Below are 21,510 nucleotides of genomic sequence, written 5' to 3'. Positions count from 1 at the left end.
ATGCTCATTCGTCCAAGCTTTAATCGTATATTTTCAACTATTGGATTTATTAAGCTAATATTATATTATGAAGAAATTCGATTTTTGTCAACATTTATTTCTATAGAGATAACTAGAATACCAGAATTTATAATTGGTGTTTCTACATTGATATCTATTATCAGCCTATGTTTTCAACAAAAAGAACAAGGGACTTAAGTGCTTCATAGTAAGAATCCAAATCATTCCTAGGGTTCCTGTAGTTCCGGTGAATTTCTAGTTGCATTGCCTCGGTTTGATAATGGTTCCATGTGTGTTTTGTAACCGTTCCTTCCGTGCTCGCTGGGAAGGTATCATTCTCATAAACACGGTTTATATTATTACCGGAAAAAATAGTAGTTATTCCTTCTACCCATTCGTTCCTTACTGTTTCGCCATAGTTTGTCCCAATATCAACATCAAAATCTCTGTTTTCAGCTGCCCCATGTAAATCCAGTACCAAATCCACATCATGTTCCTCGATAATTTCGCCTATTTTTTCTTTATACGTTCCACCAATCACGTAATTCCCATCTTCACCTTCATACGTGCTGAAAATGACGTGTGCTCCCGTAAACTCTTGTACCATCAGAGCCATAGAGCCAGTATAGATGTCTGCATCCTTTTTATCGCCATCTCTTCGATGACTAGTTGCATGTGGAGCGGATATTAAAACGTTAACTTCACCTGTACCTTCAATGAATACGGCTTGTTCCTCAGCATCTATGTCTCCTTTGTAAGAGTTGTCAGAGAAACGTTTTTCGTATTCATAAAGCTGCGTTTCAAGATTACCTGATTCAAACGCTTTTTGTACTTTCTCTTCGCCTTCCCGGGTATGTATTTCAAAGGGGGCTTCTTTCGCATCATTCTCTACTGAACCTTCAGAATTTTCATCGACGCTATTTCCCGCACAACCAATCATGGAGATCATTGAACCTAGGGCTAGTAAAACCAAGTATCTAATTCTCATCACTCCTAAACCGTGCTAATTAATTTCTATAAATTATCATTTTACCACAGAAGTAAATTTGCTCGCTACAACGGAGGAGATGAGGTTTTTGATTAGATTAAATGGTTAGGAAAGTGTGAAGTTGATGACTAGCGATATTTAGAAGAATTAGCGCAGGGTGAGTTTAGCATAGAAGAAGAATAGTTTCATTCAGAAGAGGTTGGGCAGAACGAATGTAGCTAAGAAGAGGAATAGCGCCATTCGGAGGAAGTCAGAGGGGCGATTGTAATTAAATAATGCGGACAGTAACGCTCAAGCTGAAGGGATACACACCAATGTAACCAAATGAAATTAAAATTGACTTTAGCACTATTCCCACGTCTGAATGGACCTTACATGTTATGTCTTATTTGAATAATACGTTTGTTTTCCAATTCCAATGGCTTCAAATTTATTAGCAAGGATAGTTCGGATGGTTTTTTTTGATGCGATAGTGCCACACCATTCAAAAATAATATTGGTAGTTAGCTTTAATTCCGGAAAAAGCAAAAGGAACTCGTCTAAAGATCTGTTTACTGCCGAAACAATAGTTTCACGGTGCGCACAAGATTCACATACTAAGCTTCTTTCGGAATTCTTCTTTAATCAATTGGTTGAAATTATATTCCGGTAGGTTAGGAAAAGGATACTTGGCGAGGGCATAAGATATTAACATGTCTGACAAGTCATAGCACTGTTGGGGTAGCTTAAAATTAGGTGATGTACTATTTAATTGATGGACAAACTTTGATATTTGAGTAGGTAAAATAACAGGTAAATCTTTGGAGGCATGGAAAAGGGTAAACTCTAAATTAGGAAATACGACGAGTGGTTTTATTTCGAATTGTGTTTGATTTAATTTTGAAAGAAGTTGTCTAAACAATGTTTCACAGCGATAAAGTTGAAGGGTTGGATCTTTGGTCAGAGAATCAATCGAGTTATACCATTTGCCATGTCTAATTTGATACTCCCCTGAATAGTTTTTCACTTCAAATAGATATAGTGTAGAAGGCGAAATTAACAATGTATCTATTTGAAAGTATTCATTATTTAATTCAAATAACAGGCTTCTTAAAATGATTGAGTCTACGGAAATACCTTTGAGATACGAATCGAAATGTAATTCTCCTTCCAATCCCTTTTTATGATTACGCATTATTTTAATGAAATTTGCTGGGAGCATCATCCGAGAGTGCAAGTGCTGAAGCATGAGGAGTTCGTGAGGGGGATTACGCGGTGTTTTAAATACCATGGGCATCATTCCTATTATATATTTTAAAAGCAATATAAGAAATAAGATTGCCTGTTAGCTAGATATGCAATCATGGAGCTTTTAATTAAATTATAAACAGTACATCTGAAAATACAAGGGAAAATGATACGTTTTCTAAAAATTTTATGCTCTTATAAAAAGGCGAAGCAGAAGTATAAAGCCAGTGAGCACGCCCAATAGTGAGCGAGTGTCACTAACCCAAGCGATAGTGCCACAGAGCCATCCAATCCGTTTGTGAGTGGAAGGAAAGAGTGTGGATAGTGCCATTCAGAGAGCCGATATGATTAAGTCCGTATAATTGTGTAAAAAGAAAGGCCACTATCAGGGACCCGTGTTACAATGTTTTCGACCAAAAAAACAGATACGGAGGTTATGATAGTGACCCAAATCAATTTTACATTAAATTTAGAAGATCTTAAAGAAAAAATCCAGGAAAGTACACTGGAAGCTACCGTTAAAGCTTCAACTACAATGGCGCTTAATGAACTCATGAAGAAAGAACAGGAAGAACATTTACAGGTTGATGCTTATGAACGTTCTTCGAAACGGAAAAGTTATCGAAATGGCTCCTACGAACGCTCGCTTATAACGTCTGCTGGAACCCTTTTGCTCAATGTTCCAAGAACAAGAGATGGGGAATTCAGTCCATCCGTCTTCAAGAAATATGAGCGCATTGACCAGGCTTTTATGCTTTCCATGATTGAGATGGTTGTAAACGGTGTTTCTACGCGAAACGTTCAGAAAATTGTTCATCACTATTGCGGAAAAAAAGTCTCCAAATCTCTTGTTTCTGAATTAATGAAACAGCTGGACCCAGTCGTTGACAAATGGCGGAACCGTCCATTAAATGCTCAGCACTTTCCCTATGTCTATGCGGATGCCATGTATATTAAAGTGCGAGAAGGGGACAGAGTCGTGTCTAAGGCATTGCACATCGCTACCGGTGTCTCTTCTGCCGGGAAGAGAGAAGTATTAGGAATGAAAATTTCAAGCGGTGAATCCACGGATACATGGACGGAGTTCTTCGACGAGTTAAAGGCCAGAGGACTTCAGAGACCTCAACTTGTTATTTCTGATGCTCACGCAGGGCTTGTTTCCTCGATCCGTTCCAGATTTGCAGGAACGTCTTGGCAGCGCTGTTACTTTCACTTATCACGCAATATCGTAGGAGTATTACCGAAAAAAGGTTCGAAAGAGATGAGAGATCAGATCAGGGATATCTTTGATGCACCTACCCTTAAACAAGCACGCGAACGTAAAAATATGCTTATAGAAGAGTATGGGGAAGAGAAAAAATATGAAAAAGCTATGCAACTTCTTGATGAAGCTTTTGATGATTCAACCCAATACTACCAGTATCCTTCTCATCACCATATTTCTTTACGTACCAGTAATAGTATTGAAAGACTCAACCAGGAAGTACGAAAAAGGGAAAAGATTATAAAGATCTTTCCGAACATAGATTCAGCTACAAGACTAATAGGAGCTATTCTCATGGATATTGACGAGGGCTATGCAAATAAAAGAAGCAAGTTTATGACCATGGAAGAAAAGGTTGAACGAAACGAAAAGAAATAATTGGAAAATTTTTGCCCCCTCGGTGGGCACCCCACTAGAAGTTCAAATTCTTAAAAAATTAATTCTAATTCTACACTCATAGAATTTAATATATATACTGGTTGAAACATTGTATATTACTCTTACACATAAATATGGACTTGACTGCCGATATTCCCTTAAAGACACTAAACCGGAACTTAGCGACACTCACAGGACGACCGGGTACCACAGTGGAACCTAAAGGATTTGTGATCAAAAATAAATCATCCTAAAGGTTCATACATGATCCGAAATAGAAAGAAGAACGTTATTTTTTGATACAATTGAATTACCTATTAAATAAAGGATGTGATGGATATGGTAGAAAATATTGATACGCCTGCATTAGTCGTTGATTTGGATAAAATGGATAATAATATCCGAGTTATGAGCGAGAAAGCTAGACAGGCTGGGATTACACTTCGTCCTCACATAAAAACGCATAAAAGCGTGACGATTGCGTTAAAACAATTACAAACTGGGGCTGATGGGATTACCGTAGCTAAACTTGGTGAAGCGGAAGTCATGCACCAGAACGGGATTCATGATATTTTCATTGCCTATCCAATTATTGGTGCGGAGAAATTAACGAGATTAAAAAGGCTGGCAGAAAGAGCAGATATCAAGGTCTCGTTAGATAGCGTCGAAGTGGCCGGTGGAATTTCCACAGTAGGTGCGAGCATTGGGAAGAAAATCAAGGTTTATATCGAAGTAGACACGGGGCTTGGTCGCGTTGGGAAAAAATATGGTGAGGAAACTTTGCGTTTAGTAGAAGAAATTGCCAAACTGCCAAACATTGAAATATATGGTTTAATGACTCACGCTGGACACGCATATGCAGCAAAAAGCCAAGAAGAAATGATCGAAATAACTAGGCAAGAAGGACAATATCTTGTTGAAACGAAGACTTTAATTAATAGCGAATTAGGTTTTGAGATACCTTGTATAAGTGTAGGCTCCTCCCCAACCTCCTATATAGGGGCACATGTTGAAGGTGTAACGGAAATGCGGCCTGGAACATATGTTTTCAACGATGCAAAGTTGGTAGACCTCGGACTTGTGACAGAAGAAGATTGTGCGCTTTTGATATACGCCACTGTAGTGAGTAGGCCTGCAGAAAACCGTGCGATTATTGATTCTGGTTCGAAAACATTGACGTCGGATAAACGAATTTTTGGTGATGGATATGGCTTAATAAAAGGAAAAAATGGTTTAACAGTAAGTTGGTTATCGGAAGAACATGGAGTCATCAATGTACCTGAAGGTGTTGACTTGAAAATTGGCGACGTACTAGAAATTATCCCTAATCATGTTTGTCCAACGGTTAATCTGGTAGACGAACTAATAGGAATTCGGAATGGTGAGATTGAAGAGGTGATCGCAGTAACGGCTAGAGGAAAGAATAAATAAAGAGGAGATTTATAAAAAGCTAGCTAATATATTCTGCAAAACAAGGACCAGTATAATTGCATACTGGTCCTTGTTTTTTTGCTTTTTAAGTCTTTTATAATGAGCATTAAGAACCGGTAAAGAAGGGTTTCATAAAATTTGTTACATGCATTAGTTTCCAAACGAACTTTCGGACGATCAATATCAATTTTTAATTTGCTGGTTATATTGCGAGAATAATCGAATGTCTAGAAAAATCAGGTATTATAGTCTACTTATTCAAGCGAAAAAACGTATAATTCATGAGATATACCGCTGGAGTTCCAATATTTGTCATACTGCGATACATTACTCCTATTTTCACTTTGAATTCAACATTTTTATACCATATAGAACAAATACATTCTTTTAGGTGTTTTAGTGTTTTGTGATATTTATTTAACATTTTTTATATTTTAACTGAAAAAAAGCCGTGCTATGGTTGTGAAAGGGTTTTCATTATACTTGTGGAATTAGATCAAAATTAATGGGATGCTGTCAATAACAAACGGAAAAGTTACTAGTCTCTGGCTAATTGATCTAACCGAAGCTTTATCACCGAATTCATTTAGGCTTTGCTTTGGTGTCAAGCTAGCTCTGTTATTAACTGAATATATTCTATGTATTGAATATTCTGTTTTTAAAACCTAATAATTAAAGCGCTTACTGAATAGACTTTATTTCAATTAGGAGGTGACTGAAATATTCTAGGAATAAAAAATAATTTGGAGGGATTTCATGTATAAAAAGAATTTTGTAGTGTTTATGATTGTTGTCTTATTCATATCTACGTTCGGAAATGTTGGTTCGTTTAATCAATCAACAGCAGAGGCCAATGATGTTGACCAGCAAAGTTTTCGATTTGATTTTGGGACAGGCCCAGTAGCAGAGGGCTACACGCAGGTTACGAATACGATGGTATACGATAGTCAAATTGGCTACGGGATTGATAAGAATGTAGCTGAGCGAGATCGCGGAGCACCAGATGATCTCAGACGTGATTTCATTCTTGATGGGGATTATGAATTTATGGTTGATATTCCTGACGGGGAGTATTTTGTCAGAATTATTGCAGGGGATGACATTGCTTTTAACCGAACTGGTTTTACGGTTGAAGGAGAAGATCAAGGTAATAACTCTTCAAGCGCTGGCGAATATGCAGAATTAACTACTATGACGACAGTATCAGACGAGCAGTTAAACATCGACATCAGAGAAAATGGTCGGATTAACGGGCTTGAAATTATCCCAATGTCTGAACTAACAGGTTTAGAGGTTGAGAGCAAATCACTTGGAATCCAAGAATCAGTTAGTTTAACTTGGGACGATAACGATGCAGCTGTAAGCTACCAGGTTTATCGAAAAGCCGAAAGTGAAGAAACGTTTTCTAAGATAGGTAGTAGTGATACAAATAATTATACAGATGAAACGGTAGAACTAGGGTACTCCTATACCTATGCAGTAACACTAGTGAATGAACAGGGAATTGAATCATCAAACAGCAATGAGGTCAAGGTTGACATGTTTGATGAATCGGTCACAGTTCCGGCGGCGCCCGGTAATCTTGAAGTGGAAGACGCTACTGACGAATCTGTGTCTATTTCTTGGAGCGATACGGGTGAAGCAATTAAATATTACGTCTACAGATCAAGATTTGAAGATGACGGATACTCAAAAATTGGTGTGACTGAGGAGTCTGCATTTACAGACGATTCGATACTCACATTTGCACATTATTATTATAAAGTTCGAGCCGTCAATGAAGGAGGCTTATCCGAATACTCACAGTCTCTAGAATCACCAATTGTCGCTGAACGATTGCGGCAAATGGAAAAGTTAAATCGTGCACCAGTTGCGGTTGATACTGAAGATGGGATTTATGTCGGGTGGAAAATGCTCGGTACGGACCCACAAGAAGTGAGTTTTGACTTGTACCGTGATGGTGAAAAAATCAATGATACTCCTATTACAGAGAGTACGAACTATCTTGATGAGGGTGGGACGGTATCATCCACTTACCAAGTTCAAGTCAATAATGGTAGTGGTGAATCAGAAACGGAAACATTTGAAGTATGGAATGAACAGTTTTCTAGTATTCCGCTTGATAAGCCAGAAGGTGGAACGACTCCCGATGGTGTAGATTTTGAATACTCCGCAAATGACGCGAGTGTGGGAGATGTTAACGGAGATGGTAACTACGAGGTCATTTTAAAGTGGAATCCGTCTAACGCAAAAGATAATTCACGACCAGGGTATACCGGGAATGTTTATATTGATGCGTATACATTGGAAGGAGAAAGGCTTTGGAGAATTGATGCAGGAAAGAATATCCGAGCTGGGGCTCATTATACACAATTTCTAGTCTATGATTTTGATGGAAACGGAAAATCAGAAGTGGTCATTAAAACAGCTGATGGTACTGTAGACGGACAAGGAACGGTGATTGGAGATGCAGATGCCGATCATCGAAATAGTGCGGGATATATATTAGAAGGAGATGAATTTTTAACGATTTTTGATGGAGAAACAGGGGCAGCGCTCGATACAATTGATTATAATCCACCAAGAGGAAATGTAAATGACTGGGGTGATGGATACGGAAACCGAGTCGATCGTTTCCTAGCTGGAGTTGCTTACTTGGATGGGGAAAGTCCAAGCATTGTCATGGCAAGGGGTTATTACACAAGAGCGGTTCTTGCAACGTATGATTTTAAAGATGGAAAATTACAGGAAAACTGGGTTTTTGACAGTGATGAAGAAGGTATTGGTGCTTACGCGGGACAAGGAAATCACAGTTTATCCATCAACGATGTAGATGGGGATAGCTATGATGAAATTGTTTATGGTGCAAGTGTCATCGATCACGATGGAACAGGGCTTTATTCGACTGGTTGGGGCCATGGAGATGCGGCTCACGTTAGTGACTTAAATCCTAATCGCAGTGGACTCGAAATATTCCAACCTCATGAAAGTTCAGGATCGCCAGTTGGTTATGGCATTCGAGATGCTGAGACTGGCGACTTGCTGTGGGGAGTGGAGACTGGATCTGATGTAGGTCGCGGTCTTGCTGCGGATATTGATCCAAGATATGATGGAGCAGAGCTTTGGGCTTCTGATAGTTGGGATGGAAGCAGTGGTGGTAGTGGTTTATTCTCTGTAGAAGGGGAGCGAATTACAGATAAGTCTCCAGCTTCTATTAACCATGCAGTATGGTGGACTGGTGACTTATTACGAGAACTACTAGACCATGATTTTGCTGAAGGCAGCGATACGTATGGGGTAGGACGAATTGACAAATGGAATTGGGAGAGTGAACAGTTAGAAAATGTTCTTACTCCAGAAGGCACTCGTACAAGTAATGGTACGAAAGGAAATCCAACGTTGCAAGCCGATTTATACGGAGACTGGAGAGAAGAAGTGATTTGGGCTTCTGCTGATAGTGAAGAGCTTCGTATTTATACGACAACGGACGTGACAGAAGAAAGAATTTTCACATTGATGCACGATCCTACGTATAGACTAGGTGTAGCATGGCAAAATGTGGCTTACAATCAGCCTCCACATACAGGATTTTTCCTCGGACATGGTATGGAAACACCTTCTATGCCAGCGATAACGACGGGAGATGAAGCCAGCTTTGCCAATCTAACTTCACTAACAGAAGAATATGTTTTAGCGAATAGCGGTAAAAAAGGAAAAGTGAACGGATTTCTTGCAAAAGTGAATGAAGCTAAGAGTTCAGATGAAAAAGGAAACATAAAAGCACGGAACAACCAACTTGGTGCGTTTATTAATCACGTGGAAGCACAAACTGGGAAAGCACTTACCGAAGAACAAGCTGAAGTTTTAATAAATATGGCACATCAATTGCAAAAATAGTGTGTTTAGGAAAGAAGCTGCCCAATTTGGGTAGCTTCTTTCCTTTTAAATTTTCCAGGAACTATACTTTCTGAACGTAAGAGGATGCTAGGACTAATCCATTTTCCTTTTTCGAACTAAATTCTATCGATAATGCACGTATCTTTCTAACAAACAGCACGTTTCTCCTATAGAAACAGCACGTTTCTCCTATAGAAACGTGCTGTTTCTATAGGAGAAACGTAATTTATCGTCATTCGCTCGATTTTCAATAGCGTTCTAAACTGAAATTACCGCGGAATAAGCGGAAGCGCGCTTCCAAGCAGGAGACATCCCTTGGAGAAAATGGAGACAAGAAATGATTATGAATTTGAGGAAATTTGCGAACAGTTTATGCCGATGATTTATGGGCTCATTCGCAAGTGGAATTTAGGCATGGAAAAAGACGAGTATATTCAAACTGGAAGAATTGCATTGTATGAAGCTTGGGTAAGACATGATGAACAACTTGGCGCTTTCCCGGCGTATGCGAAAAGCTATGTATATGGACGGATCCAGCAGTCACTCGAAAAAAAGGAGCGGTGGAACTCCAGACATGTCGCCACGGAACCGTTTATCATGAGTGAAACAAGTCTTCTAATTGTTGGGAAAGAAGAAGAGTTGCTGGTTTTGCAAGATTGGCTTTCGCGAACAAGCTTAAGCCCAAGAGAAAAAGAGTGGGTACGCGAAGCCTTGTTCTATGGGATTAAACCAACAGAAATAGCGGAATCAAGAAACGTTTCTGTTTCTACTGTGAAAACGTGGCGGAAAACTGCCTTGAAAAAGTTACGTGCAGAAGGTTTTGATTTTACGATTTAAAGTAATTTGACAGCTATCTTTACGCCACACGCATCAAGGGAAGCTCGATCCCTTTCGAGTAGCACCTACACGCATTTCGTAGGTGCTACTCGGGGTGCCTTTAAAGATCACACTGTATTTAATAAAAGACGCTTTGCGTTTTTCTTATATATCGAGACAAATCATAAGCTTTAAAAATATATTAGAAGGAATTAATGCCAATCATTAGTAAAATGTTTCAGGTTTCACTGTAAGGTGGTAAACTTGCGATATAATATAAGGGTAAATATATACATAGTAGCAGCGGGACACAAAAGATCTTTTAATGAAGAGGATGTGGATAAAGAGAATGAAAATCGCTGTGGCTGGAACAGGTTATGTAGGGTTATCGAATGCAGTCTTACTAGCTCAAAATAGTGAAGTAGTTGCAATTGATATCATTAATGAAAAGGTGGACATGATCAATCGAAAGGAGTCTCCGATCGTAGACCGCGAGATAGAAAAGTTTTTGACAACAAAAGATTTAAGTCTTGTTGCTACGATGGATACCAATGTGGCATACCAAGATGCTGAGTTTGTCATTATAGCAACTCCGACCGATTATGATCCTGTAAAAAACTACTTTAATACATCTACAGTTGAAAAAGTTATCGAAACGGTAATGGCCATAAATTCAGATGCAGTGATGGTGATTAAATCCACGGTTCCAGTAGGGTACACTCAAGAAATTAAAGCAAAGTATAAAACTGATAATATTATTTTTTCCCCGGAATTTCTCAGGGAAGGAAAAGCTCTCTATGATAACCTCCACCCATCACGAATTATCGTTGGAGAAAAATCAGACCGGGCAGAGAAATTTGCGAGTTTATTAGTGAATGGTGCGGAGAAGAAAGATATTGAGGTTTTAATGACGAACTCAACGGAAGCGGAAGCAGTCAAACTTTTCTCGAATACGTATTTAGCACTACGCGTCGCTTATTTTAACGAATTGGATACGTATGCTGAAACAAAGGGACTTGATGCAAAACAGATCATTGAAGGGGTAGGACTCGATCCAAGGATTGGTAATCACTATAATAACCCATCATTCGGGTATGGAGGATACTGCTTACCAAAAGATACAAAACAACTACGAGCAAACTATGAAGATATTCCAAATAATCTCATCGGGGCAATCGTGGATGCAAATAGTACTCGTAAAGATCACGTAGCAACAAAAATTATTGAATTAGATCCAAATATAGTGGGAATATACAGACTGACGATGAAGACGGACTCTGACAACTTTAGAGCTTCAGCTATACAGGGTATTATGAAGAGAATTAAGGCAAAAGGTATCGAAGTTGTTGTTTATGAGCCAGTCCTTAAAGAAGAGGAATTCTATCACTCTCGGGTTATCAAAGACTTTGAAGAGTTTAAGAGAATTTCTGATATCATTGTATCGAATCGATTAAATCCAGAATTAATCGATGTGAAAGAAAAAGTGTACACTAGAGATCTATTTAATACTGACTGACAAATTGTTAGGTTAATCGGTTAAATAAGTTTTTTAACTAGCACTGATAAGATAGTAAAAAAAGTAAGGAAAACCGTAAATTTTTATCGTGGTTTTCCTCATTTAATTAAAGGAGAATGTAATGAAACTAACTAGAATTCACCATGTTGCAATCATCTGTAGTGATTATGAAAAATCGAAAGACTTCTATGTAAGGATTCTCGGACTTGAACCAAAAAATGAGATCTTCCGTGAAAATCGTAATTCTTATAAATTGGATTTAGCAGTAAACGATACGTATCAAATTGAATTATTTTCGTTTCCGAATCCACCGGAGCGTCCAAATTATCCAGAGGCTGCTGGGCTTAGACATCTGGCCTTTGAAGTAGAAGATATTAAAGATGCCGTAATCCATTTAGCGAGTAAAGGCCTTACAGTAGAAGCAATAAGAATTAATACTGATACCAACAAAAAGTATACATTTGTTTCCGACCCGGATGGCCTGCCGATTGAATTGTATGAGAAGTAATAGTAATGAATCAGTTTCCGAAAAACACTAAAAAATTCGCTCCTTTTCCAGTTTTCTGGGGTAGGGGCTTTTTTGTTAATTTTGCAATAACTCGAAAGGTTTAAGTGATACTCAAGAAGCGACAGGGGGTTGGGTGTCACCGAATAACACTTTTAGTACACTCGCTATTATAGTTATTATTTGAGTGGTTCTTACCCTCAAACTTTACAAAAAGTGGCTCAAAATTAGAATGTTTTATAAAATCTTTGCATTAATTTAAAGGGCGAACTAGAATATATAACGGAGGTTTGTATTATATAGCGGGAACAATCTAAGCTCGGTATAAAAATAGGAAATCTGACAAATCATGTTCAAGAAAGACTCTATATGATAGGGAACTGATTTATGAACAATTTTTTATGAGGAGATTGATGTTATGTTAAGTGATTTAATTGCGATTGGTAACGATCTGCTATGGACGTATGTTCTTATCGGATTACTTTTAATTTTAGGACTTTATCTTTCATTTAGAACGAAATTTGTTCAATTCAGAATGTTGCCTTCCATGGTGAAAGAGTTAGTAAAAGGAACAGATCGGAAAGCATTTAGAGAAAGAAAAGGAACCACCCCGTTTCAGGCTTTTGCGATAAGCACGGCTGCTCGAGTTGGTACGGGGAATTTAGCGGGGGTAGCTTTAGCGATATCTGTTGGGGGACCTGGTGCAATTTTTTGGATGTGGATTGTCGCTATTATAGGAGCTGCAACTGGTTTTGTTGAAAGCACTCTTGCACAAATTTACAAGGTGAAAGACAAGGATGGTTTCCGCGGTGGTCCAGCGTATTACATGGAAAAAGCGCTTGGGGCACGATGGTTTGGATTATTATTTGCTATACTACTGATATTATGTTTCGGTCTCATATTTAACGGTGTTCAGACACATACAATTGCTGATGCTTTCGTAGGTGCGTATGACGTTAGTCCGCTTCTAGTTGGGCTCATCATTGCAGCTGTTATGGGGGTTATTATCTTCGGTGGAATTCGGCGTATTGCCGTTGTTGCAGAAATTATTGTCCCAATTTTTGCTATTACATATGTTATGGTAGCTCTCATTATTATGATCGTTAATATTACAGAAGTGCCTGCAGTTTTTGCGCTCATTTTTAACAATGCATTTGGTCTTCAAGAAGTAGTTGGAGGGGGTATTGGTGCTGCGATTATGAATGGGGTTCAGCGTGGTCTCTTTTCCAACGAAGCTGGGATGGGAAGTGCGCCAAACGCGGCGGCTACAGTATATACGTCACACCCAGTCAAACAAGGTTTGATTCAGTCGTTAAGTGTTCTGATTGATACGCTGATTATTTGTAGTGCGACTGCATTTATTATTTTACTTACCGACGTTTATACGGTTGGAAACATGGAAGGAATTCAGTTAACTCAAGAAGCACTGGCTGCACATATGGGTGACTGGGCGACAATATTTATTACGATCGCTATCTTCTTTTTCGCTGTGAGCTCGTTATTAGGTAACTATTACTACGGGCAAGCAAACATAGAATTTATTACTGAAAAACCAATTTATTTGACACTATTCAGAATTGCTTTTCTCATCATGATCTTGGTCGGTTCCGCGAGTGATTTAGATATTATTTGGGCAATGGCCGATTTGTTTATGGGATCGATGGCAGTAGTTAACTTGATCGCTGTGGCATTGTTGAGTAAAATTGCATTTAAAGCATTGAAGAATTATCAGGATCAGCAAAAGCAAGGTCTTGACCCAGTGTTTTACCGTGACAGTATTAAAGGTTTAAAAAACATTGAAAGCTGGGAAGATAAAGAAAAACAAATTAATGAAAGAAGCAGTTTTGAACTTAGGTTCGAGACTGCTTTTTTTCCTCGAACGGAGAGGCTTGAATCCGTCGAGACAACTGGAAGCATCTGTCTTAAGACTAATTACGATAACCATAGGACAGATAGATAAGAAATAAGTGGTATTGTCAGGAGTGAAAGTATCGTAGAAAAGGCGATGGTCATCACTGCAGTTTCCTCATCACCTGTGTAGCGAGAGAATAATATCGCTGCCAGAGTAAATGTTGGCATCGCTGATAAGATAATGACAATATGAATAATCAAGTCCTCCAAATTAGTTAAAGAAATGAGCAACAGAGCAAGGATCGGGATGATGATTAACCTAATACCCAGAGGAAACCAAATTTGCGGATAAATAGTGAACCTTGTTTTTGCAAAAAGACCCTGGACCAGTATCCCTAAGTACAGCATGGCTAAGGGTGCTGCTAATCCAGATAGAAGAGCTGTTAACTGCTTGATTATTTCAGGTGGTTGAAAGCCGATGAAAGCAGAGGTTAGACCAATGATTACAGCTAAAAGAGGAATATTTACTAAGGATTTTAATTGCTGTCTAATATTTAATCCTCTTCCTGATTGGAGCATATAAATAACGACGGAAAATAGAATGATATCAAGCCCAGCATCGAAAATCGCCGCCAGTAATCCGCCCACAGGACCGAAAATGGTTGCGCATAAAGGGATCCCGATAAAACCGGTGTTGCCAAGCGCAGCGAGTATCGTCATTTTTTTGGCAAATACGGATTCAAAGTGGAAAATCTTTGTGAAGACCCAAGCCAATAAGAGAGCCCCTAAATGAAAAATAATCGATATCCCAAAAATAATCATTGCTTGATTTAAAAGTTTATCAGATACTTCTGTATTGAAAACACCATTTAAAATGACGGATGGAACGGCAATATTTAAAACGATTAAAATTAACGTTTGTTTTATTTCAGCGGTCACAACGACCTTAAAAGCAAAGAAAACTCCTAAAGCAATCATTATTCCCATGACAGCAATGGAAGTGATAACGACGGTTATATCCATTTTTAAGCTCCTTTCTTCTATATATATGTACTCTATACAGCTTAAGGAATTTTTACTATGCTGTAAAGATTTTTAGGGAATGGGGGGATAAGTTATATTTTTGGTTTTAGTAAAGTAAACATTGATTCGATTTTTATTTTCAATCACATTGTTATAAACTTATAGAAAGACAAAAATTTAGTATGGATCGGAGGATTTCAATGATTGATATAATAGGATTGCATCACGTGAGTTTATGTGTGACCGATTTGGCAAAAGCAAAAGAGTTTTACGGGGAGGTACTTGGGTTTGCTGAGTTGCAGCGACCGGATTTTGATTTTTCGGGTGCTTGGTATAGCCTGGGGGATCAACAATTACATTTAATTGTTTACCGGGAATCTAATACACTCAGGAAAGAGAACAATATCAATTCAAGAGATGGCCATTTTGCAATCCGCGTTAGAGATTATCATCAGACGCTGAGTTCTTTGAAATATAAAGGGGTGCAAGTGGTTGAAAAGCCTAAAAGCAAAAGCGGATTCGCACAAATCTTTTGCATGGATCCAGATCACAATTTGATAGAGTTTAATGTAGAGCAAAAAGATGTAGATGAGTAAAATAACTATAAATATTCAGTCAAAAAAGCTTGGGGGGCCAAGCTTTTTTTTGTTGTAATTTAGAGAAATGAGACTCAACTTAGTAGTTTTTTTGAATTAGTGAGAAAAAACTTGCGTATAAGTTGGGTCTGTTTTATAATTGAATCAATCCTCATACGTATAAGTTATAAACAATCTGTAAGCGTTTTATTTAAACGGTTTATTGATTTTCAGAGAATAGATTACTATTTTAAGAGGCGATTAACCTAAGTTTAACGCTGTTTGAGCATATACGTAAACAGAAATGCTAGACTTTTAAAAAAGGCATATACGTACGTGTCATGTATGAGGAAGTAAGAAATGTGTTTGGTAAGACGTTGTTGTTCCTAATTTACTGGGGATTACGATGTAGGTAGTTGTTTTAGTAACACTTTATAAAATAGGAGGGGTTCGAGAATGAAAAAGTTTTTATTTTTAATGGCATCCGGAGCATTATTACTGTCAGGTTGTGGAGATAATGGCAACGATGGTGGCAGCGATAATAGTGGAAATGAAGAGGCTTCTGATGGCCCAAATTTAGAAGCGACACAAGTTATTGGTGACGATGTTGAAGGTGCTACAGAATTAACGTTTTGGAATTTTAATGAGCTTCATACAGGATTTTTTGAAGACGCTGTCACTCGCTGGAACGAAGAGTTTCCTGATCGAGCGATTCAACTAACAGCTGAAACATATCCTATCGATCAGATGCACAACAATTTACTTTTATCCTTACAATCAGGAAGCGGAGCACCTGATATTGCAGATATCGAAGTCAGTATGTTTGCTAACTTCTTGCAAGGGGAACCGCAGATGTTACCTTTAAATGATAAGATCGAACCAGAGCTAGATAATTTGGTCGAATCGAGATACCAGATGTATGCGAAAGATGGACAGTTTTATGGTATGGATTATCATGTAGGTGCAACAGTGATGTATTATAACGAGGAAATTATGAACGAAGCTGGCGTTGATATCGATTCTATTAAAACATGGGATGATTATGTTGAAGCTGGTAAAAAGGTCGTAGAAAACACAGATGCGATGATGACAACGGTAGAATCAGATGAGACTTGGTCATTCCAACCGTTGATTAGTCAGAGAGAATCCGACTATTTTGACGAAAATGGAGAAGTTATTTTAGACAACGATATTAATGTCGACACGCTACAATTTTTACATGATTTAGTTTACGAGCATGAAATCGCTGAGCTTACTCCTGGAGGTTTTCACCACGCAGAAGAGTACTACGGTTACATGAATGAAGGTGGAGCAGCATCCCTTATGATGCCAATGTGGTACATGGGACGTTTCTTAGACTATATGGGAGATCTTGAAGGGAAAATGCAAATTCGTCCGCTTCCATTGTGGGAAGAAGGCGGAAATCGTTCCGCAGGTATGGGTGGTACTGGTACGGTTGTAACAAACCAGACTGAAGAACCAGAACTTGCTAAAGACTTCTTAGCATATGCGAAACTTACTGAAGAAGGAAATATTCAATTATGGAAAATTCTAGGATTCGATCCACCAAGACACGACGTTTGGGATAACGAAGAAATGAGAGCAGACAACCGTTTCTATGACTACTTCCATGATGATATTTTTGATATTCTGCTTGATGTTAGAGATGAAATTGCAGAAGTGAATATCACGGAACAGACATCAAATGCAACACAGGAACTTCAATCAAATGTCATGCACTCCGTTTTGCGTGATCAGAGTAAGACTCCTGAAGAAGCATTAACAGATGCAGCAGAGGCAGTAAGAAGTAGAATGACTGAGTAATAAAAAAACAGATATTTATGTATCCCAGTGGGGGAGAGACCCTTTCCCCTGGGGTATCATTTTTGAAGGAGGCAAGAACCGTGCAAAATTCTCTCTCAACTGAGAAGAAACCAATCGGACCAAGTCCTCAAAAAAACCGATTAAAGTTTCTTTCCTCTAAGAAGGCAGCACCTTACATTTTTGTTTCGCCATTTATTATCTCCTTTTTATTCCTCTTCCTTTACCCGTTTGCCAGCGCTGTAAATATGAGTTTTCAGCGGGTATTACCGGGACAAGTGGAATACGTTGGATTATCTAATTTTGAGCGGGTGTTCAACCCGACTTTTTATCAGGCGCTTCAAAATACGAGTGTTTACGTGATTTTAACCGTTGTAATCCTAACGGTATTGCCCATGATTTTTGCAATATTCTTGAACCATAAACTGATGAAGTACTCAACTTTTTTCCGTGCAGCGATTTTTATCCCGGCACTCACCTCTGTCATTGTGGCAGGTACTATTTTCCGGATGATATTTGGTGATTCTGACGGAGCTCTTGCAAACCAAATTCTTAACCTTATAGGATTATCACCACTTGAGTGGCGGTATGGAGCAGGGACAGGGATGTTTCTGATGGTAACACTCGCTTCTTGGAGATGGATGGGTGTTAATATCCTTTATTTTCTAGCTGCATTACAAAACGTAAGTAATGATTTATACGAAGCAGCTGATATTGACGGAGCTAATGTTTGGCAAAAGTTCAGAAATGTCACTTTTCCAGCTATAAAGCCAGTATTTATTTTCCTGACAACAATTTCGATCATTAACGGGTTCCGAATGTTTGAAGAAAGTTTTGTTTTCTGGGAAACAAGCTCTCCGGGAAACATTGGTTTAACTGTCGTAGGATATATCTATCAGGAAGGGATTCAGCGTAATGATATGGGATTTGGAGCCGCAATTGGAATCGTTCTTCTGATTGTTATCTTGATCATAAGTGCCATTCAACTTTATTTAACTGGCGCATTTAAAAAGGATGATTAATATGAAGGAAAAAACAAAACAAGGAAAATTATTCACGACACTTTTAATAGTACTTTTCAGCATTGTTGCATTTCTAGCATTATTTCCAGTTATTTCACTAGTTGTTGCCTCTCTCAGTCCAGCATCTGATTTAATGAGATTTGGACTTTCGGCAGAGTTGTTCTTGTCTTCTTTAGAATTCGAGAACTTTGAGGCAATCTTCAGTGCAAGCGGCGCACAATATTGGCAGTGGTATGTTAATAGTTTGATCATATCTGGTGTACTGATTGTACTCTCTTTATTTTTCTCATCTATGGTGGGATATGCATTGGCTTTGTATGACTTCAAAGGGAAACGTTTTATTTTTCTGCTTGTCTTGTTAATTTTAATGATTCCTTTTGAAATTCTTATGCTTCCGCTTTTCCAAATGATGATTGCAGTTCAATTAGTAGATTCTTATTTAGCGGTGATGCTTCCGTTAATTGTGGCCCCAATTGCTGTATTCTTCTTTAGACAATATGCGGTAGGTCTACCAAAAGAGTTAATGGAATCAGGAAGAGTTGACGGTTGTACAGAATACGGTATTTTCTTTAAAATTATGGCACCTTTAATGTTGCCTTCATTTGCTGCAATGGCAATTTTACAAGGGTTAACGAGCTGGAATAACTTCCTATGGCCGTTACTTGTATTAAGATCGAATGATATGTTTACGTTACCTGTTGGATTAGCAACGTTGTTAACACCTTATGGAAACAACTATCAACTTCTTTTTACAGGTTCAGTACTTAGTATTGTACCGATCATTATTTTGTTCTTGTTTTTCCAACGTTTCTTTATTGCTGGATTAACATCTGGTGGGGTAAAAGGTTAATCAACTTGTATTTAAAAGAGAAAAAATATAATTGGTAGCTACCTTCACACTGCACGTATCAAGGGAAACACATTCTCATTTCGAGTAGCACCTACACTCAATACGTAGGTGCTACTCGGGGCGGTGGAAGCTGACGCTGCATTTAATAAAAGACGGCTATACCGTTTTCTTAAGAACCAAGATGAGAGGAGGAAGAACGATATGATGGAAAAAATAGATTCATTCGCTCGAATCTTTACTAAATTTGCATTGTTAAATATATTGTGGCTCTTTTTCACCGTACTGGGTCTAGGGGTACTTGGTCTATTCCCTGCCACAGTAGCGATGTTCTCGATCTCAAGGAAATGGATTCAAGGCGATCGAGAAATTCCTGTTGTGAAGACGTTTTGGACGATGTTTAAAAGTAACTTTATGAAAGCAAATATATACGGATGGATGATCGCTCTAACTGGTGTTGTTCTATATGTGAATTACCTCATCATTGTTGCAGCTGGAACAGAAACTCCTATTTTCGTTGTTATAGCGTTTATCGTGGTAGTAATCAGTTATTTGTTAATGATCGTGTCAGTTATTCCTGTATCGATTCATTTTGAAGGGAATGGACGAGAAATTCTCCGAAAAACTTCTATGTTTGTTCTTGGGAGAATTCACATCGCATTGTTGTTTCTTCTCATTGTCTGGACAGTAGGATATATGTCATTAGCTTTTCCAGTCTTTATTCTATTTTTCTCTGGAAGCGTTTTGTCTTATATAATGATGTGGTTCTTCACCCAAACTTTGGAAAAATTTGAAAAAAAAGCAAGCACTTCAGATGACGGAAAGGGTGTAATATATGAAAAAAGCAAAAATGGTTGTTGATAAAGAATATAAAATTGCTGAGGTAGATGATCGTATTTACGGTTCATTTATCGAACATTTAGGGCGTGCGGTATACGGGGGTATTTATGAGCCAGGCCATCCGGAAGCGGACGAACAAGGTTTTCGAAAAGATGTACTAGATCTCGTGAAACAACTAAACGTTCCGATTGTCCGATATCCTGGTGGTAATATGGTCTCCGCCTATAACTGGGAAGACGGTGTTGGACCGAAAGAAGATCGCCCGCAGCGGTTAGAGTTAGCGTGGCGAACGATTGAGACGAATCAGGTCGGTACGAATGAATTCGCTGACTGGGCAAAAAAAGCAGGTACCGAAGTAATGATGGCGATTAATCTCGGAACGAGAGGAATCGATGCGGCACGAAATATCATTGAATACACGAATCACCCAGGAGGTTCATATTGGAGTGATCTACGCAAAAAACATGGATATGAACAGCCCCATAATATAAAAACATGGTGTCTCGGAAATGAAATGGATGGACCTTGGCAAGTAGGTCAGAAAACGCCTTATGAATACGGACGACTTGCAAAAGAAGCAGCTAAAGCTATGAGACTAGTTGACCCGTCTATTGAACTTGTTACATGTGGTAGCTCCAACTCTAGTATGCCGACATTTCCTGAATGGGAAGCGGAGACACTTGATCATACGTATGAAGAAGCGGATTATATTTCACTTCATCAGTATTTCGGTAATTATGACAACGATTCGCAAAACTACTTGGCGAACGGATTGGAATTAGAGAGATTTATTGAAACAGTGACATCGATATGTGACTATATTAAAGCAAAAAAACGATGATGCTTAGTTTTGATGAGTGGAATGTTTGGTACCACTCGAAGGATTCTGATAGCAAGCTTGAGCCTTGGACGGTAGCGCCGCCACAGCTTGAAGACGTGTATAACTTTGAGGATGCCCTTCTTGTCGGAAGTATTCTTATTACCTTTCTGAAACATGCAGATCGTGTGAAGATGGCTTGTATGGCTCAACTCGTCAATGTCATTGCGCCTATTATGACGGATAATATGGGTGCTTCCTGGAAGCAAACAATTTTTTATCCATATATGCATACATCCGTTTTTGGAAGAGGGGTGTCATTACATCCGGTTGTTTCTTCTCCGAAATTTGATACGAAAGATTTCACAGATGTAGAGTATCTAGATACGGCAGTTGTGTATAGCGAAGAAAGTGAAGAAGTAACTATTTTTGCACTGAATCGTCACATCAGTGAAGAACTCAAGTTAGATATCAATGTTAGCAGTTTTGAGGACTATCACCTGAAAGAACATATTGTTCTGGAAAACGAAAACTTAAAAGCAGTAAATACTGTTTTTAAAGAAGACGTGAAGCCTCATAACAAGGGGAAATCACAGCTAAAGGACGGATTTGTAGAAGCAGTTCTAACAAAAGCATCCTGGAATGTGATCCGTCTGAAAAAAATGAACTAAATGAAAATGACTATACTGATG

The 21,510-nt window shown here is 38.5% G+C and carries 15 protein-coding genes and 1 pseudogene; 13 read left to right on the top strand and 3 right to left on the bottom strand.

The genetic code is table 11. The features are described from left to right. Positions 1 to 160 precede the first annotated feature (160 nt). Positions 161 to 988 carry a hypothetical protein gene (locus ACHABW_RS11315; protein ID WP_435755403.1) on the bottom strand — a complete coding sequence of 276 codons (828 nt, stop codon included), beginning with the start codon at positions 986 to 988 and terminating at the stop codon, positions 161 to 163. A 589-nt stretch (positions 989 to 1,577) separates the two neighbouring features. Then, positions 1,578 to 2,258 (bottom strand): nuclease-related domain-containing protein, encoded by a 681-nt coding sequence (locus ACHABW_RS11310; protein WP_435755402.1) that lies wholly within the window; start codon positions 2,256 to 2,258, stop codon positions 1,578 to 1,580. A 399-nt stretch (positions 2,259 to 2,657) separates the two neighbouring features. Here ACHABW_RS11310 and ACHABW_RS11305 point away from each other — a divergent pair, with 399 nt between their 5' ends. The 7 genes from ACHABW_RS11305 (at position 2,658) to ACHABW_RS11275 (ending at position 13,982) form a co-directional block, all read left to right on the top strand. Then, entirely contained in the window at positions 2,658 to 3,857 is a 1,200-nt protein-coding gene (locus ACHABW_RS11305) for an IS256 family transposase (RefSeq protein ID WP_435755401.1), read from the top strand. 339 nt (positions 3,858 to 4,196) lie between these two features. Then, the gene (locus ACHABW_RS11300) at positions 4,197 to 5,288 is read left to right on the top strand and encodes an alanine racemase (RefSeq protein WP_435755400.1); all 1,092 of its coding nucleotides are present in this window, start codon (positions 4,197 to 4,199) and stop codon (positions 5,286 to 5,288) included. Between the two features lie 756 nt (positions 5,289 to 6,044). After that, positions 6,045 to 9,185 carry a fibronectin type III domain-containing protein gene (locus tag ACHABW_RS11295; protein WP_435755399.1) on the top strand — a complete coding sequence of 1,047 codons (3,141 nt, stop codon included), beginning with the start codon at positions 6,045 to 6,047 and terminating at the stop codon, positions 9,183 to 9,185. Between the two features lie 324 nt (positions 9,186 to 9,509). After that, positions 9,510 to 10,022 carry a sigma-70 family RNA polymerase sigma factor gene (locus tag ACHABW_RS11290; protein ID WP_435755420.1) on the top strand — a complete coding sequence of 171 codons (513 nt, stop codon included), beginning with the start codon at positions 9,510 to 9,512 and terminating at the stop codon, positions 10,020 to 10,022. Positions 10,023 to 10,350: 328 nt separating this feature from the next. Further along, entirely contained in the window at positions 10,351 to 11,517 is a 1,167-nt protein-coding gene (locus ACHABW_RS11285; protein WP_435755398.1) for a nucleotide sugar dehydrogenase, read from the top strand. Between the two features lie 121 nt (positions 11,518 to 11,638). Beyond that, positions 11,639 to 12,025, top strand: coding sequence for an SMU1112c/YaeR family gloxylase I-like metalloprotein (gene gloA2, locus ACHABW_RS11280; protein WP_435755397.1), 387 nt, complete (start codon positions 11,639 to 11,641; stop codon positions 12,023 to 12,025). A gap of 415 nt (positions 12,026 to 12,440) precedes the next feature. Further along, a complete protein-coding gene (locus tag ACHABW_RS11275; protein ID WP_435755396.1) occupies positions 12,441 to 13,982 on the top strand; it encodes an alanine/glycine:cation symporter family protein in 1,542 nt (513 codons plus the stop codon). On the opposite strand, the gene ACHABW_RS11270 is transcribed toward ACHABW_RS11275, so the two are convergent. Beyond that, a complete protein-coding gene (locus ACHABW_RS11270; protein WP_435755395.1) occupies positions 13,955 to 14,896 on the bottom strand; it encodes an AEC family transporter in 942 nt (313 codons plus the stop codon). The genes ACHABW_RS11275 and ACHABW_RS11270 overlap by 28 nt on opposite strands. A 200-nt stretch (positions 14,897 to 15,096) precedes the next feature. Here ACHABW_RS11270 and ACHABW_RS11265 point away from each other — a divergent pair, with 200 nt between their 5' ends. The 6 genes and pseudogenes from ACHABW_RS11265 to ACHABW_RS11240 all read left to right on the top strand — a co-directional run bounded on the left by ACHABW_RS11265 (position 15,097) and on the right by ACHABW_RS11240 (position 21,489). After that, entirely contained in the window at positions 15,097 to 15,492 is a 396-nt protein-coding gene (locus tag ACHABW_RS11265) for a VOC family protein (RefSeq protein ID WP_435755394.1), read from the top strand. 435 nt (positions 15,493 to 15,927) lie between these two features. After that, entirely contained in the window at positions 15,928 to 17,295 is a 1,368-nt protein-coding gene (locus ACHABW_RS11260) for an ABC transporter substrate-binding protein (protein WP_435755393.1), read from the top strand. 17 nt (positions 17,296 to 17,312) lie between these two features. Continuing rightward, the gene (locus tag ACHABW_RS11255) at positions 17,313 to 18,314 is read left to right on the top strand and encodes a carbohydrate ABC transporter permease (protein ID WP_435755392.1); all 1,002 of its coding nucleotides are present in this window, start codon (positions 17,313 to 17,315) and stop codon (positions 18,312 to 18,314) included. A gap of 1 nt (position 18,315) precedes the next feature. Further along, positions 18,316 to 19,164, top strand: coding sequence for a carbohydrate ABC transporter permease (locus ACHABW_RS11250; RefSeq protein WP_435755391.1), 849 nt, complete (start codon positions 18,316 to 18,318; stop codon positions 19,162 to 19,164). Positions 19,165 to 19,365: 201 nt separating this feature from the next. Next, on the top strand, positions 19,366 to 20,022 hold the full coding sequence (locus tag ACHABW_RS11245) for a YesL family protein (protein WP_435755390.1): 657 nt from the start codon (positions 19,366 to 19,368) through the stop codon (positions 20,020 to 20,022). Continuing rightward, positions 19,997 to 21,489 (top strand): annotated as a pseudogene (locus ACHABW_RS11240) (alpha-N-arabinofuranosidase). The gene ACHABW_RS11245 and the pseudogene ACHABW_RS11240 overlap by 26 nt, the downstream one beginning before the upstream one ends. Positions 21,490 to 21,510: the final 21 nt, after the last annotated feature.

The sequence above is a fragment of the Salipaludibacillus sp. CF4.18 genome (assembly GCF_051262595.1).
GTDB classification, from domain to species: Bacteria; Bacillota; Bacilli; order Bacillales; family Salisediminibacteriaceae; genus Salipaludibacillus; species Salipaludibacillus neizhouensis.
The sequence above is the reverse complement of the archived record's forward strand: the minus strand, read 5'-3'. Positions and strand labels throughout refer to the sequence as shown.

Bases quoted from the DNA above. Each gene is read 5' to 3' on its own strand.
- ACHABW_RS11300 (WP_435755400.1), top strand. From the start codon at position 4,197: ATGGTAGAAAATATTGATACGCCTGCATTAGTCGTTGATTTGGATAAA.
- ACHABW_RS11275 (WP_435755396.1), top strand. From the start codon at position 12,441: ATGTTAAGTGATTTAATTGCGATTGGTAACGATCTGCTATGGACGTAT.
- ACHABW_RS11250 (WP_435755391.1), top strand. From the start codon at position 18,316: ATGAAGGAAAAAACAAAACAAGGAAAATTATTCACGACACTTTTAATA.
- ACHABW_RS11255 (WP_435755392.1), top strand. From the start codon at position 17,313: ATGTATCCCAGTGGGGGAGAGACCCTTTCCCCTGGGGTATCATTTTTG.
- ACHABW_RS11295 (WP_435755399.1), top strand. From the start codon at position 6,045: ATGTATAAAAAGAATTTTGTAGTGTTTATGATTGTTGTCTTATTCATA.
- ACHABW_RS11315 (WP_435755403.1), bottom strand. From the start codon at position 988: ATGAGAATTAGATACTTGGTTTTACTAGCCCTAGGTTCAATGATCTCC.
- ACHABW_RS11260 (WP_435755393.1), top strand. From the start codon at position 15,928: ATGAAAAAGTTTTTATTTTTAATGGCATCCGGAGCATTATTACTGTCA.
- ACHABW_RS11310 (WP_435755402.1), bottom strand. From the start codon at position 2,258: ATGGTATTTAAAACACCGCGTAATCCCCCTCACGAACTCCTCATGCTT.
- ACHABW_RS11245 (WP_435755390.1), top strand. From the start codon at position 19,366: ATGATGGAAAAAATAGATTCATTCGCTCGAATCTTTACTAAATTTGCA.
- ACHABW_RS11285 (WP_435755398.1), top strand. From the start codon at position 10,351: ATGAAAATCGCTGTGGCTGGAACAGGTTATGTAGGGTTATCGAATGCA.
- ACHABW_RS11265 (WP_435755394.1), top strand. From the start codon at position 15,097: ATGATTGATATAATAGGATTGCATCACGTGAGTTTATGTGTGACCGAT.
- ACHABW_RS11270 (WP_435755395.1), bottom strand. From the start codon at position 14,896: ATGGATATAACCGTCGTTATCACTTCCATTGCTGTCATGGGAATAATG.
- gloA2 (WP_435755397.1), top strand. From the start codon at position 11,639: ATGAAACTAACTAGAATTCACCATGTTGCAATCATCTGTAGTGATTAT.
- ACHABW_RS11290 (WP_435755420.1), top strand. From the start codon at position 9,510: ATGGAGACAAGAAATGATTATGAATTTGAGGAAATTTGCGAACAGTTT.